Origin of the sequence: Bartonella vinsonii subsp. vinsonii (assembly GCF_902825235.1) — a bacterium.
Lineage (GTDB): Bacteria > Pseudomonadota > Alphaproteobacteria > Rhizobiales > Rhizobiaceae > Bartonella > Bartonella vinsonii.
Window position 1 is genome coordinate 80,196 of the sequence record NZ_CADEAJ010000005.1, and the last position, 13,711, is coordinate 93,906.

Sequence of the window (13,711 nt, forward strand, 5' to 3'; positions counted from 1 at the left end):
CTAAACGCAAGAAGCTCTCCCAACATTGCGTGCTGGGAAATAGAATAAAGAGTAGCTCCTTAACATTGGATCAATCCAAAACTACATCAATTATTGTGAAAATAAAAGATTCCGAATATAAAACACCCCATAGAGATTATAACACATACACCTGCTCGACAAACCCATACACTCTGTTATTATTTTAATCACTCAGAATGTATGATATTGACCGAAACTGGATTAAGGTGTTTCTTTTTTACGAGGAGCAGCTCCTTGCATAGCTTGCGAAAGATCATTAACTGCATCTAAATGTGTTTGAAGCAATTCGCTATTACGATGTAATTTTTCCTGTAAATCAGACAACAAGCTTTCAACCTCATTCTCAATATCTTCATTCATGTAGCGTTTTATATCGCTTATAGCTTTATTAAGGTCACGCAAGCCACGTATTTTACATAAATTTATTTCTTCATAATCTGGAACACTACTGCTCTCTAGCATATTGCTTTCATAATCGACCACTTGTGTCAATCCTTTAACAGCAGCCACAAATTTTGTCATCGCCCAATCACGATCAATAAGATTATTATCAAGGATGTTTGCTCTTGATGCAAAACTATCATCACCATATTGCACTACAGACATTCTTATATTCCCCTTCAATAATATTGTTCAATCTTGCTTACAAATAAGGGAGATTAAACAGCTTTTCTTCAATGCTGATACACTCAATTGAGTTCACTGTGCAAAATTGCTCCGACAAAAAGCACGATAATCCTTAAAAGCGTATACCATTTCAATTTTCAACGCATTCTATGAAATATTTTTTCTTTGCTCCAAAACCACCCTTAGCATAGTATCAATTTGCTAAAACACTGCAAACCTCAAACAAATTGGTGAATATCAGAAATCTCCAAATTTATTGTGCCTTTTTTTGATAAACAATAATAATGCCTTAATGTAGACAAAATTTGGTGCATATAAAGGTCAGAGTTCTTTAAAGATTTCAATATTTTACCCTCCATAGTCTTTGGCTTCACTCTGCCGAGATGTTGTTTTGGGCTCTACAGGATCAGCTCATATCTGCCCAGAAAGACTTAAGCTTCTTACATGCTGTACTACTCATACCCACAGCATTTTGCACAAAGCGCAAGAAAGACACCTTCTGAACATAACCATGCGATAATATCAAAAAGATAACTTACAAGAATCAACGATTACCCTTTTTAAATTATCATTTGCTTTTCTTTGCAATGAACGACTATATAGGATTTTCTTAACCCTTTCAAGAGTTTCTAAAACACACCGTTTTATAATCTTTCGACACCATAAGCCCTTAAAACAGCTCTGTACGAACACTTTTAGTATTTTATTTACAAATGACTCTTTCTTGTAGATCATTTTGCCAATAACACAGTGCGTGCTTATATACACCATTGCTGTACACTCATTTCATCCCTAAAAGAAAAAAGAGAGATTTCCTTTGCGAAACGAAACTTCTGCTGTGAACTCTCTGTTTTATTCCCAATATTCAATAGAGAGCTCATTGCTCTTCTCTTTTACTGATCATATTTGATCTTTTCTTCATAAAAAGTAGCTTTAGCCAATCTCGTCATAGTGCAACATCACTCACACAGCTTGTATAAAAGAGTTTTTACCACATAAAACCAGCACATAAAAAATAAATAAATACACACCAAAGCGATACTGTTTTATGCCCCACGGTGCTAAATGCCTCAGGTGCTTATAAGAAAGAAGAAGGATTTTAGCATCTTTCACTCTTGTTTAAAGAGCAGAAAACCTCCACAAAAATAGGAGGCTTTCCATTTATTGAAATAAACGTTTTTTTGTGTTCAAGCCCAAATTGACTCTTTCTTGAAAGAAAGCAAAAAACACAATTGTCACCATGACTTTTATTGATTCACTGCTTTCCTATATTTTTTAAATTCAGAAGATCTTAAGCAGAGTTCTTACTGGCCCAGTAAAATGTTACCAAGCGCTTGTCCAGCATTTTTACAATTTTGAGATGACTTTACCGATGGTTCTGCCTTTTCACATTTTGCCACCCATTCGTCGAGTAATTTTTCATCCTTCTTAAATTCTTCTACGCTATAGGTTTTTTCGCAACCAGCAGCAACAATTCCAGTGCAAAGAAGCAGTGCTATTATAACGGCTTTTTTCATAAATAATTTCCCCTTCTGTCTTTTAGATTCAAAAAATTTGAGCACCGTTTTTAGCACTCCACTAAAAATTCCCTAAGAACTTGTTCAGTGTTTTTTACAATTTTGAGATAATTGTACTGATATGCCTAAAGCCCTCTACTCGCTTGCAAAACATTTTTACAATTTTGAGATGCTTGTACAGACGGACCTGCTTTTTCACATTTCAAATACCATTCGTCGAGTAATTTTGGATCTTTCTTAAAATCTTCTACGGTATAGATCTTTTCCTTACAACCAGTAACGACAAATCCAGTACAAATAAGTAATGCTGTTATAATGATTTTATTCATGAATAAATTCCCCTTCTGTCTTTTAGATTTAAAAAATTTGAGTACTGTTTTAGTACTCGATTAAAAGTTCCCTAAGAACTTGTTCAGTATTTTACAATTTTGAGATGAACTTTATAGATCCCCCCTGCTTTGTGCATTTTTTACCTATTTGGCGCATAATTTTCCATCTTTCTTCAATTCCAGCTATAGTTGCTTTACCACCAAGCAACAATAAGTCTAGCCTAAGAAATGATGCTGTTATAATGGCTTTATGAGAGAATATATTTTGGAAAATAGACGTTCCATAAAAGGATTGTTTATTTAGCACGGAAATTCCCCCTCCATTTTATTCAATTTTATAGAATATAATTGGCTACATAGCTGAAAAAGAGCATACGCGCTAGTGTTTAATTGCAATATTTTCTTTTTTTAGAGTAAAATAAACAAAAAATAATCTCTTACTTAAAGTCCTTAGCAATAAAATTCTATAAAGCAAATGAGTCTACCTGTTCAGGTGCTATATAATGAACAAGCCGTGTTCCTTTAAAAAATAGTAACAACTTTAGAGAAATTCTGGAGAAGAGCACTATTCATATCCAATTGCATCATGTTCAATCCTGTAAAACAGGACAATTTGCATCATGCAATGGAATGAATCTTACAAATTGAATGAGAAAGATTAATCAAAACAAGTGAACCGTATTATCGTATATCATTTTTTACATTTTTCCGTATTTCTGTGAAAGCAATTCACGCACCTCATCTGCTATTTTGGTTCCACGGCTTGCACAACTCATCTTGATCGAACGATGCAAACTTTCCGGAACATCAATGGTAAGACGCTTCATACCTTCCTCCATACTTCCTTTGCGGCTTTCTACCCATGCATCAGCTGTTAAAGGAATTGATTTATTGGTTGGTTTTGTGCCAATGTTAATTTTTTTGTTCCCAGTCTTAATTGTTTTGTTCATTGTACAAACTCCTTGATTTCTGCTGCAACAGCTTCAATCTCTGCTACTGCGGGTCCTTGCTTATCAACTTCATAAACAGCTTTCCCCTGTGCTGCGGCTTCTGCAAAAATCACACGCTGCGCAACGCTAGCAGAAAGAACATGCACGGGATACCCACCAAGGGCTTCGCCCACATCACGCCCTATCGCTGTGTTGACTATTCTACGATTAATAACAAAGGCAGATTTCAGATTTTCTTTATAAACGCGTGCTTCATCAATAAGCTTTACAATTCCATCAGCCGCCCAAATATCATATGGACTAGGCTGCACCGGAATAAGCACCAAATCCGAAGCCATAAGAGCACTACGGGCAAGATCAGTCACACGTGGAGGACCATCGATAACAATATGATCATAAGTATGACCAATCTGTGTAATCTCCTTGTGAATCGTTGCACGTGGCAAACCGACAACTGAAAACAAGGGGGCATCTTCACGAGCAGCTGCCCAATCTAATGCACTCCCTTGCGGATCACCATCAATAAGCAATACCCTTGCTCCAGTCCGTGCGAAACTAGCGGCAAGATTCACGCTTAACGTAGTTTTTCCAACCCCACCCTTTTGATTCAAGAGTCCAATGATCATTATTTACGCCTTTCAGCTTTAACGTTTTTGCGATTATACAGAAAGTAACAAAGGAAGCAAGTCTCTGGAGAAGCAGGTATCTGGCACACTTAAAACAACATCCCTCTTCTCTTTTGCAGCTATAAAAGCAACAGTCATACACGCTCATTGAAAACTTGAAGCACTCTCCCCCTTTTACACACCGCTCCTCTTGACCAAAAAGAAAACAGAATATTTTTTAAGAAATCTATCGCTTTAAATCTACCTTTCTGCATTCCACAAGAAATACCTTTAATGAAAAAACGAGCTATGATAGCATAATCCCCAAAAGTCGAAAAAATCCTTTAAATTTCCCTATTTTATTTCAACAACAGCATCAGAAAAATCCGTTTTCGCCAAAAACAGTCCTCCTGCACGAGGATTATGTAACAGATCAACACCACAATCAGAGCGAAAAATTCAACACAAGAGCAATGAATATATCCTTGATGATAAGGTGTCTTGCAGGTCCATATCATTTTTTAGCAAGGTCTATTTTTCTCGACAGCAGCAGCATTTCTGTTAAATATTGTCTCAAAAAATCTCACTCTCATCATGCCTTTTTGGAAATCAAGCATGAGAACATTATGAAAATACCTGATCGGAGATAGACAAAAAAATGAATTTGCAACAAATTGAAAACTTACAGCAAATTGCCCCTGATATTTTTATCAGTGCTCAAATCACTCTCGAAAATATTAAAACATTAGCACAAGCTGATTTTAAAACGATTATTTGTAATCGCCCCGATCAAGAAGACCCCCATCAACCCGATTTTTCCATCATTAAAGCAGCAGCACACCACTATGGTATAAAAGCCTATCATATTCCTATCGTGCCACCAACCATCAAAAAATCAGAGATTGAAACCATGAAAACAATATTAAAGACAGCCTCTACACCTCTTCTCGCCTATTGCCGCCATGGAACACGCTCCATACACCTTTATCGTTTAGCCTGTATCTCATCATGAGTCTTAACGGATCATAAAGAAATAAGCAGTAATTTTTGAATGATAAAGCCATTTAAATTTTATAAGCTTACGAAAAAGACAATGCTGAAATCCGAACACCAGACATTCGATTCCCCCTCCCAACAACGGAAAAAGCATATATTTCATGATGTTTTAGAGTATATTTTCATAATTACAGTCAGTTTAAGTGCCACTTTTGCTGCTCTGCTATCCTTTTCAGATCAACTTAGAGCATATTTTTAAAAGTCAGCATCTTGTCTAACTGTGAAAATGGTTGTGCTGCCGCCAAAATTGCTTTTGCTGCTTTTTCATCGCGTTGCATTTGTGCAACCAAAGCCTCGAGTCCATCAAATTTCTCTTGCCCTCGTAAAAACTGTACAAAAGAAACAGTGCAGCTTTCTCCATAAAGGTCACCGTTAAAATCAAACAAATAAGTTTCCAAAAGCGGCGCACCATTTTTCACAACCGTTGGGCGACAACCAAAGCTTGCAACGCCATCATACAAAACACCGTTAGCACGACGCAAGCGTACCGCATAAACACCATGCGCCAAACTGACTTGAGGAGGTAAGATCTGGTTAGCAGTAGAAAAGCCCAAAAGGCGGCCGAGTTTTTCGCCCTCAACAATATTGGAACGCACGCGATAATGATAGCCTAACAAATGGGCTGCCCTTTCCACCTGACCTTGTGAGAGAAGCTTACGAATAATGCTAGAAGAAATGATCAATTGTTGTCGATCTTGTCTGCTAGAGACGCAAGGAATTTGCACAACCTCAAATCCATATTTTTTCCCCCTTTGACAAAGAAGGTGTGAATTTCCACTTTTCTGATGACCAAATTGAAAATTTTCGCCCGTTACCACGACTGAAACATCAAAGGCTTGTTTTAAAACCACATGAATAAATTCATCTGCCAAAAGAGCAGAAAAATCTGCATCAAACGGTTGTTCAATCACCCCATTAAAGCCAAGGACTTTAAAAATTTCAGCTTTTTCATGAGCTTCTGTCAAACGATCAACAGGAGCAGAAGGGCAAAAAAAACTCCTCGGATGCGGTTCAAAGGTTAAAACAACAGCGGGTTTATTTTTTACACGCGCGAAATCAAGCGCTTTTTTGAGCACCACCTGATGTCCACAATGAACACCATCAAAATTTCCAAGTGCCAATACAGCTCCCCGCCAAGCCAAAGGAAACATATTTGTCCCCTGAAGACGCAAAAAATCAGACATTATTGAAGAGCCCACATAATTGCTTGTGGCTGATAGCCATGACGTTCAAGAAAAGAGTGCAAAGCTTGTTTATCCACCATACCGTTTTGCATATAGTCATAACGGTGAATGCCCCCCATGATATAAAGTACATCGAGACCAAAATGGACAGCGCCTTTAACATCGGTCAAAAGACCATCGCCAATCGCTAAAATCTGATTTTTTTCTACTGTTCCACGGATTTGTTGCAGTTTTTCAAAAGCACCTTCATAAATGGGCGCATGGGGTTTTCCAGCAATACGCACCTCCCCTCCCAATTGTTGGTAAAGCTGTGCCAATGCACCAGCGCACCAAAATTCCTGATTTCCATAATGGACAATCACATCAGGATTGGCACAAATAAAAGGCAAATTCCGTGCGCGCATACGATGAAACATATCCTCATAAGCAGAAGGTTCTTCTTCAAGATCCTCAAGAAAGCCACTACAAACCACAGCAGAAGCTTCCCATTCTTCAACGAGTTCACAATCTAATCCTTTAAATAACACCACATCACGTTGTTGACCAATAAAAAAAATTTTACGTGGTGCAGCGCGAATAAGATCGCGTGTCACATCTCCTGAAGTAATAATGGCATCATAATAGTCGCTATGAACATTCATGCTTTGCAATTGAACAACGACATCTTCCCGCCGTCGAGGTGAATTGGTCAAGAAAATGACATTTTTTCCCATCTGTCGAATTTCGTGCAACACTTTCAATGCCGGTTCAAATGCATGCACACCATTATGTACAACACCCCAAACATCGCAAAAAACAGCATCGTACCGCTCTATAACAGTATCAATGTGGGTAAGTTCGTTCATGTTGCACCTGCTTCATACATTTGTCATTTATCAAATTGTCTTTTACTTAAAAACGACTTATCGAAAAACTATTCTTCTGTCATCTGCTTTCTCAACACTGTATTTTTCCTACATTAAACTTTGCATCGCATAAAAAGATCATGAGGAATAATAAAATAAACAAACTAAGTGGTGTAGAATTCTTAATACTTCTTATCATCCCAAAACTTATAATTCTACAATGCTCTTTCTTCGAGTAAAAACTTGAATTATAAAAATGATTTTATTGATACAGTTTCTTCGCTGAAACACTCAAGTTCTTCTTTTAAAAATAAACAAAGAAATCTTTCCATAAAAAACAATTCAAAGGAAAAAGTTCCATGTCTCTAGGCGCAAATGCCCTTAAAATACACTATAGATTGCATGAAAAGCATTTCATATTTTAGGTTTCATAATACTCTTATGAGACAACCAAAGCTGTTTAAAGCACAAATCTTTCTTTGTGTTTTAAAGAGTTGAAGCCTCACCTGCTCTCCTGCTTTTTTGCAATCTTTAAAGATCAGAGGGCTTTAAGCATCAAGTGGATTATGAACACCCTTTTTTCTCCACTCTTGTGAGAAATCAAATTGGTGAGATTACACTCTTCGTAAAATAAATCGCCATGTTTTACCGGACACAACAATCTATCATCGAATATTCTGAACAATCTTCTTTCTTGTACCCCCCCAACTATGGGGGTGTAATCATTTTAAAAACACGCCCCTCTTGTTCTCCACAGCTGAATAGACTGGTTTTCCTCATAGATTTGTGTCAACAATGGCTCTTTGTTTCAATAATGGCTTTAGCAATAGTTCTATTCGCCTTCTGATTTATTTCAATTCGCTTTATAAGATTCTCGAGATAAATATCAGGGTAATATCTCCTTATTAAAACACATCATAAACTGGCAAAGGGATTGTAAGATCCATTATCCCGCCGCCATTGTGAAGGTTCGGTGAATTCACTTGACCAAAGACCAATTTTGTTATTGCGTGCTTTTTCTTCAGCAATACGATACTGTATTGGAAGAGGATTTTTCTTCTCTTTCGAAAGTACGAGCATGCCCTCTGCTAGACCGATTTCAGCGAGATCAACTCCTTCGATAAAACATTGTGCATAAGAAATACCATTGTGCATAAGAGCCTGCTTACAGGATAAATTCTGACCAAGTGTTTTGGTGACAAGCCAAGCTGTTGTAACGACACCACAAGGCCATTCTTGATCGTTTAATTTCGCTTTTTGACGTGGTGCACAAGTATCCACACCATATAAGTGAACAGTGCGCGTGATATGCTTACGCCAAGATTGTGCAACAGAAGTGAACAGCTTAAATGTAACACCACTGGTAATCAACGCCTTCCCCTGAAAAACTGCCCCATTGTTGAGTAAAACATTCTTTTGCAAATGAAACGTGGAAGCATTTTTTGTTAAACGCTGCTTGGTGAGAGCTTCCATTGTTTTTTTCTCTTCCAAAGGCTGATCAACAATATCTTGTCCAGAAATAACTGGCCCAGTAATGTTTTGCCCCATATCTTCCATTGTAAATATTTTAAAAATGTTCAAATCTATTTTATCTTTATATTGGTTGATTCCCCATAATAGAGAACCGATAATGTAAACAATAACGATGAATTTAAAGCGCACACGCTTAATATACTCGCTCAAAAAATTCATTATTTCTCTATCCTTTCACATTTTTACCAACAACCTTCTTCATTCTTGAATGAGAAATTTTAAAGAAGGTCTGTTGCAAATTAACTATGCCAAAATATGCAACTTAAAATTGCCATTTTTATGTAGAACAATCCTAAGATGAATTTTATCTCTTAAGAAAAGCATATTGAGAGTGAGAAAAAACCATTCTCAAGCTTTTAGAAAGGAGGAGCGTAGTGGTTCAGCTTGTCAACCGTAAAATAATGAGGCTCTTCAGGAGAGATGAAAGTCCGTAAATAAAAAAAATTTAAAGAGAGGTAAAATGACAAACAATATATCCAAGAACATGATGTTTATCGCCATTATGCTGCTTTTAACAGCACTCATCGTATCAAATCCTTCTTATGCCGCCACTGCAGCGAATGGGCTAGGAAAGCTTGAGGGTGTTTTAGAGACTATTGTTACGATGATGACGGGAAAAACAGCAAAGCTTATTGCCATTATATGTGTTGCTGCTGTGGGCATTGGTTGGATGTACGGCTTTATTGATTTACGCAAAGCAGCTTACTGCATTATCGGCATTGGGATTGTTTTTGGAGCACCCGCTCTCGTTGGTCAATTAACGGGCTTATCATAAATGAACGAAGATACTCTTTTCCTTGCCTGTACAAGACCTGCCATGTTTGCAGGTGTCACAATGGAGGCGATGGCTCTCAATATCATGGCGACAACCATTCTCTTCATTTTGACGAGTAGTTTTTCCATGATCGGTCTAGGTTTTGGAATGCACTTTGTTTTGCGTGAAGTAACAAAATATGACCACAACCAATTTCGCGTATTATTTGCTTGGCTGAATACCAGAGGGAAACAAAAAAACCTTAAAAGATGGGGAGGAGGATCGACTTCCCCCTTACGCCTTATCCGTACTTATAAGGAACTCATGTAGTGAAACAGACGTCAATCATGAAACGGGAAACTTTTGTTGAAGACTATATTCCCTATATACGCCATATCAACCAGCACGTCATTGCATTAAATTCGCGTTGTTTAATGACGGTGATAGCTGTTGAGGGAGTAAATTTTGACACTGCAGATATCGATCAATTAAATTCCTTACACAATCAATTAAACACGCTCTTAAAAAATATTGCTGATGAACGTGTTGCTTTATATTCTCACATCATTCGTCGTCGCGAAACGATCTATCCAGAGGGGCACTTTCTTTCATCTTTTGCAGCAACATTAGATGAAAAATACAAAAAGAAAATGATTTCACAAGAGCTTTACAGAAATGATCTGTTTGTTTCACTGCTCTGGAATCCGGCATCAGATAAGACAGAACGATTGGCTTCATTTTTTCAGCGATTAGCAAAAGCCAAGAAAACACAATCTGAACCAGATGAAGAAGCCATTCATAAAATCGAAGAATTAAGCCGAGATTTTATACAAGGTTTGGAAGTCTATGACGCACGCCTCTTATCAGTTTATGAACATGAGGGCATTTTATTTTCTGAACAAAGTGAATTTCTACACCAGTTGGTGGGGGGAAGACGTGAGCGTATCCCCCTCACCTTTGGAACCATTGCCTCAACAATTTATTCAGATCGTGTGATTTTTGGGAAAGAAATTATCGAAATACGCCATGAAAGCAATGAACGCTTTGTTGGCATATTTGGATGGAAGGAATATCCCTCTAAAACACGCCCTGGTATGACTGATGAATTGCTTACAGCACCGTTCGAATTCATTTTAACACAATCCTTTGTCTTTAAGAGTAAAGCAGCGGCCGGTACCATTATGAGCCGCAAACAAAATCAAATGATCAATGCAGCAGATCGTGCCAGCTCACAAATTGATGCCCTTGATGAAGCACTTGATGACTTAGAGTCAAATCGTTTTGTTTTAGGCGAACATCATCTCTCTCTCGCTGTTTTTGCCGACCATCCTAAAATATTAGCTGAAAATCTCTCAAAAGCCCGTTCGCATTTAACCAATGGCGGAGCAGTAATTGCCAGAGAAGATTTAGGATTGGAAGCAGCATGGTGGGCACAATTGCCCGGAAATTTCAGCTATCGTGCACGTTCTGGAGCCATTACCAGCAGAAATTTTGCGGCTTTATCGCCCTTTCATTCCTTTCCCATTGGTAAACTTGAAGGCAATATTTGGGGATCTGCTGTCGCATTGTTAAAAACGCAAGCCAGTTCTCCCTATTATTTTAATTTTCATTATGGCGATCTTGGCAACACCTTTGTTTGCGGTCCATCGGGATCGGGTAAAACGGTCATTGTTAATTTTCTTCTCGCACAGTTGCAAAAACATAATCCCACCATGGTTTTTTTCGACAAAGATCAGGGCGCAGAGATTTTTGTGCGGGCTGGAGGTGGAAAATATAAACCTTTAAAAAATGGGCAATCTACTGGCATTTCCCCTTTAAAAGGCATGGAATACACTGAAAAAAATAAAGTTTTTCTTCGTAATTGGGTCTTGAAGCTTGTTACAACTGAAGGGCAAACAGTAACGGAACAAGAGCGACAAGATATCGCCAAAGCCATTGATTCTTTAGAAAGTTTGCCCCATGCACAACGCTCTCTTGGTGCCCTTCAACTGTTTTTTGATAACACATCAAAAGAGGGAATTGCCATACGCCTACAGCCTTGGATCAGAGGAAATGCCTTAGGCTGGGTTTTTGATAATGATCAAGATGATCTGAATTTAGACGCACAATTCATTGGTTATGACATGACCGATTTCTTAGACAATGAAGAAATTCGGCGTCCCTTGATGATGTATCTTTTTCACCGCATTCTTGATCTGATTGATGGACGGCGCATTATTATTGTCATTGATGAATTCTGGAAAGCCCTTGAAGACGATTCATTCAAAGCGTTTGCACAAGATCGTCTCAAAACAATCCGGAAACAAAATGGCATGATGCTGTTTGCAACGCAAAGCCCCAAAGATGCTTTAAACTCAACAATCGCACACACGATTATTGAGCAATGCCCCACCCAAATATTTTTTCCAAATCAAAAAGCAAATTACCACGATTATGTTGAAAATTTCAAACTAACTGAACGGGAATTCGAATTGATACAATCGGAATTAAGTAGAGAATCCCGTCGTTTTCTTATCAAACAGGGACAAAACTCTGTTGTTGCTGAACTTAACTTACGTGGAATGAACGATGAGATCGCCGTCTTAAGCGGTACCACCAAGAATATTGAACTCATGAATCAAATTATCAACGAATATGGAACAGACCCCGATATATGGCTGCCCATCTTTTATCAAAGGAGAGAAAATCAATGAAAAAATATAGCCTCATCACCTTATTATCTTTGTCTTTTATCTCTCATGCAATGGCAGAAACTGTAGATGCTGTAGATGCTGATGAATATTATAAAAAAGCATTAGAAAGCACACAAGAATTAAACACTGTAAAATCAGAAACAGCCGAAAATATTCTTGAGCAGGCAACGAAAACTGCAAAAAAAATTCAGGAAATAAGTGAGAAGCTGACACAGGCACAAGCAGAATCACAAGAAAAAGAAAAGTCTGATCCAGAGAAATTGCAAGCTCTTCAAATAAAACTCTCTGTGCTTCAAGCAAACCTTCAAGCGGATGCTTTAAAACTCCAATCCTTGGCTATGATTCAAGCAAAAGACAGCAGAACAAAAGAAGAAGTTCGTGAAGAACAGATACAAAAAAAGCATGAAGAAATTGCAGAAAAATTAAAAGAAAAACTTGGAAAGTCTAATATCCCATCAATACTTGGACCGCTTAATGACTGATTTTAGTTCTTCCCCCTTTGAAAGTGTTTCTGGATATATTTTAAAGCCTCTCAACGAAGCAATGGACATGACCGTGGAGAATTTGTCTGGTGCTATTTCAGCACCGCTAAATCTTGCCTCGATCATTTTCATCTTTCTCTATGGCTATAATGTCATGACGGGTCGTGTCGCCCTTTCCACGCATAGTCTTCTCAACAATGTCGTGAAAATCGTTGTTGTAACGACAATGGCAACCAATGCAGATACATTTAATATCTATGTTAAAAACATCTTTTTCAATGATTTAGCAAACGCCATTGGCAATGCATTAAACGACAATAAGACTGGCTCTAATGTCTTTGATTATATTTTGTTACAGGCATCTTCTCGCTATCAAGAAGTGTTAGCTAAAGCGTGGTTCTTTGAGAAAATCTTGGTTGGCCTTCTTGGCTTTTTAATGATTTGCGCTGTGATTGTCTTTTGTATCGGTGGTTTTATTGTCCAAATGTTTGCACAGGTTGCACTTGTGATGATTATAGGTCTTGGGCCACTCTTCATTAGTTTATATTTGTTCAATGCGACCCGAAAATTTACCGATGCATGGATTACAACGCTCGTTAATTTTACCATTTTGCAAGTTCTGGTGATCATGTTGGGAACGATTATGTGCAAAATTATTGTGCACGTTCTCGGTGGCTCATATGATTCCATCTATATTCTTTTCCCTCCTGTCGTTGTCATCTCGATAATAGGCGCCATTCTCTTCCGTGCACTTCCCGGTATTGCCTCTGCTCTTGCTTCTGGAGGCCCCTACTTTAACGCTGGGCTGTCGTCAGGTGGTCAGATTATCAGCATGCTTTCCGGCGGAGCAAAAGCTGGTGGGAATGCAGCCAAAAGTGCCGCTTCAAAACTCTCTGGCGCTGCAAGTGTAGCAAGTGCAGCAGCCAAAGCCGCAAAAACGGGAGCTCAAGGCCGTGGTCGATTTTAACGTGAGACACTTTTTTAAAAGAACAAAACTTTTTGTTTTGGCACTGTGCGCGCGCCAAAGCGCGCGCACCCCACGCATATTGCGTAAAACCCCTAACCTTAGTTGCACAAAACCAATCAAAATTTTTCCTCGCATGCTTTTGTGAGAT

Annotated in this window: 15 protein-coding genes; 6 read left to right on the top strand and 9 right to left on the bottom strand. The window is 38.2% G+C overall.

The genetic code is table 11. From position 1 onward, the window contains the following. Positions 1-222: 222 nt before the first annotated feature. From J7R12_RS05190 to parA, 6 genes are all read right to left on the bottom strand, one after another. Positions 223-627 (bottom strand): flagellar protein FlgN, encoded by a 405-nt coding sequence (locus tag J7R12_RS05190; protein ID WP_126603782.1) that lies wholly within the window; start codon positions 625-627, stop codon positions 223-225. A gap of 1,325 nt (positions 628-1,952) precedes the next feature. Beyond that, entirely contained in the window at positions 1,953-2,165 is a 213-nt protein-coding gene (locus J7R12_RS05195; protein ID WP_126603783.1) for an EexN family lipoprotein, read from the bottom strand. Between the two features lie 125 nt (positions 2,166-2,290). After that, on the bottom strand, positions 2,291-2,494 hold the full coding sequence (locus J7R12_RS05200) for an EexN family lipoprotein (RefSeq protein WP_126603784.1): 204 nt from the start codon (positions 2,492-2,494) through the stop codon (positions 2,291-2,293). A 91-nt stretch (positions 2,495-2,585) separates the two neighbouring features. Next, the gene (locus J7R12_RS05205; RefSeq protein WP_208439036.1) at positions 2,586-2,801 is read right to left on the bottom strand and encodes a hypothetical protein; all 216 of its coding nucleotides are present in this window, start codon (positions 2,799-2,801) and stop codon (positions 2,586-2,588) included. Between the two features lie 391 nt (positions 2,802-3,192). Further along, the gene (locus J7R12_RS05210; RefSeq protein ID WP_126603785.1) at positions 3,193-3,444 is read right to left on the bottom strand and encodes a hypothetical protein; all 252 of its coding nucleotides are present in this window, start codon (positions 3,442-3,444) and stop codon (positions 3,193-3,195) included. Continuing rightward, complete coding sequence (parA, locus tag J7R12_RS05215) at positions 3,441-4,070, bottom strand: ParA family partition ATPase (RefSeq protein WP_126603786.1); 630 nt, start codon at positions 4,068-4,070, stop codon at positions 3,441-3,443. Before parA ends, J7R12_RS05210 begins: the two co-directional genes overlap by 4 nt. A gap of 637 nt (positions 4,071-4,707) precedes the next feature. Here parA and J7R12_RS05220 point away from each other — a divergent pair. Beyond that, positions 4,708-5,061 carry a TIGR01244 family sulfur transferase gene (locus J7R12_RS05220; RefSeq protein WP_126603787.1) on the top strand — a complete coding sequence of 118 codons (354 nt, stop codon included), beginning with the start codon at positions 4,708-4,710 and terminating at the stop codon, positions 5,059-5,061. A 226-nt stretch (positions 5,062-5,287) separates the two neighbouring features. Here the strand turns inward: J7R12_RS05220 and J7R12_RS05225 are convergent, their stop codons facing one another. The 3 genes from J7R12_RS05225 to J7R12_RS05235 all read right to left on the bottom strand — a co-directional run bounded on the left by J7R12_RS05225 (position 5,288) and on the right by J7R12_RS05235 (position 8,826). Beyond that, on the bottom strand, positions 5,288-6,289 hold the full coding sequence (locus tag J7R12_RS05225; RefSeq protein WP_126603789.1) for a bifunctional riboflavin kinase/FAD synthetase: 1,002 nt from the start codon (positions 6,287-6,289) through the stop codon (positions 5,288-5,290). Next, positions 6,289-7,134 (bottom strand): TIGR01459 family HAD-type hydrolase, encoded by an 846-nt coding sequence (locus J7R12_RS05230; protein WP_126603790.1) that lies wholly within the window; start codon positions 7,132-7,134, stop codon positions 6,289-6,291. The genes J7R12_RS05225 and J7R12_RS05230 overlap by 1 nt, the downstream gene beginning before the upstream one ends. A 915-nt stretch (positions 7,135-8,049) precedes the next feature. Continuing rightward, on the bottom strand, positions 8,050-8,826 hold the full coding sequence (locus J7R12_RS05235; RefSeq protein ID WP_126603791.1) for a hypothetical protein: 777 nt from the start codon (positions 8,824-8,826) through the stop codon (positions 8,050-8,052). A 301-nt stretch (positions 8,827-9,127) separates the two neighbouring features. On the opposite strand from J7R12_RS05235, the gene J7R12_RS05240 reads away from it, so the two are divergent. Genes J7R12_RS05240 through J7R12_RS05260 form a run of 5 tightly spaced genes read left to right on the top strand, consistent with a single transcriptional unit; the run spans position 9,128 to position 13,563 of the window. Then, the gene (locus tag J7R12_RS05240) at positions 9,128-9,442 is read left to right on the top strand and encodes a TrbC/VirB2 family protein (protein ID WP_126603792.1); all 315 of its coding nucleotides are present in this window, start codon (positions 9,128-9,130) and stop codon (positions 9,440-9,442) included. Beyond that, positions 9,443-9,751, top strand: coding sequence for a type IV secretion system protein VirB3 (locus tag J7R12_RS05245; RefSeq protein ID WP_126603793.1), 309 nt, complete (start codon positions 9,443-9,445; stop codon positions 9,749-9,751). A 17-nt stretch (positions 9,752-9,768) separates the two neighbouring features. Then, positions 9,769-12,114: a VirB4 family type IV secretion/conjugal transfer ATPase gene (locus tag J7R12_RS05250; RefSeq protein WP_197721537.1), complete on the top strand. Its 2,346-nt coding sequence runs from the start codon at positions 9,769-9,771 to the stop codon at positions 12,112-12,114. After that, positions 12,111-12,596 (top strand): type IV secretion system protein VirB5, encoded by a 486-nt coding sequence (locus tag J7R12_RS05255; RefSeq protein ID WP_126603795.1) that lies wholly within the window; start codon positions 12,111-12,113, stop codon positions 12,594-12,596. Before J7R12_RS05250 ends, J7R12_RS05255 begins: the two co-directional genes overlap by 4 nt. Further along, on the top strand, positions 12,589-13,563 hold the full coding sequence (locus J7R12_RS05260; protein WP_126603796.1) for a type IV secretion system protein: 975 nt from the start codon (positions 12,589-12,591) through the stop codon (positions 13,561-13,563). The genes J7R12_RS05255 and J7R12_RS05260 overlap by 8 nt, the downstream gene beginning before the upstream one ends. Positions 13,564-13,711: the final 148 nt, after the last annotated feature.

Coding starts and splice junctions, on each gene's coding strand:
- J7R12_RS05200 (WP_126603784.1), bottom strand. CDS start 2,494: ATGAATAAAATCATTATAACAGCATTACTTATTTGTACTGGATTTGTC.
- J7R12_RS05260 (WP_126603796.1), top strand. CDS start 12,589: ATGACTGATTTTAGTTCTTCCCCCTTTGAAAGTGTTTCTGGATATATT.
- J7R12_RS05190 (WP_126603782.1), bottom strand. CDS start 627: ATGTCTGTAGTGCAATATGGTGATGATAGTTTTGCATCAAGAGCAAAC.
- J7R12_RS05230 (WP_126603790.1), bottom strand. CDS start 7,134: ATGAACGAACTTACCCACATTGATACTGTTATAGAGCGGTACGATGCT.
- J7R12_RS05250 (WP_197721537.1), top strand. CDS start 9,769: ATGAAACGGGAAACTTTTGTTGAAGACTATATTCCCTATATACGCCAT.
- J7R12_RS05240 (WP_126603792.1), top strand. CDS start 9,128: ATGACAAACAATATATCCAAGAACATGATGTTTATCGCCATTATGCTG.
- J7R12_RS05195 (WP_126603783.1), bottom strand. CDS start 2,165: ATGAAAAAAGCCGTTATAATAGCACTGCTTCTTTGCACTGGAATTGTT.
- parA (WP_126603786.1), bottom strand. CDS start 4,070: ATGATCATTGGACTCTTGAATCAAAAGGGTGGGGTTGGAAAAACTACG.
- J7R12_RS05225 (WP_126603789.1), bottom strand. CDS start 6,289: ATGTCTGATTTTTTGCGTCTTCAGGGGACAAATATGTTTCCTTTGGCT.
- J7R12_RS05210 (WP_126603785.1), bottom strand. CDS start 3,444: ATGAACAAAACAATTAAGACTGGGAACAAAAAAATTAACATTGGCACA.
- J7R12_RS05255 (WP_126603795.1), top strand. CDS start 12,111: ATGAAAAAATATAGCCTCATCACCTTATTATCTTTGTCTTTTATCTCT.
- J7R12_RS05245 (WP_126603793.1), top strand. CDS start 9,443: ATGAACGAAGATACTCTTTTCCTTGCCTGTACAAGACCTGCCATGTTT.
- J7R12_RS05235 (WP_126603791.1), bottom strand. CDS start 8,826: ATGAATTTTTTGAGCGAGTATATTAAGCGTGTGCGCTTTAAATTCATC.
- J7R12_RS05220 (WP_126603787.1), top strand. CDS start 4,708: ATGAATTTGCAACAAATTGAAAACTTACAGCAAATTGCCCCTGATATT.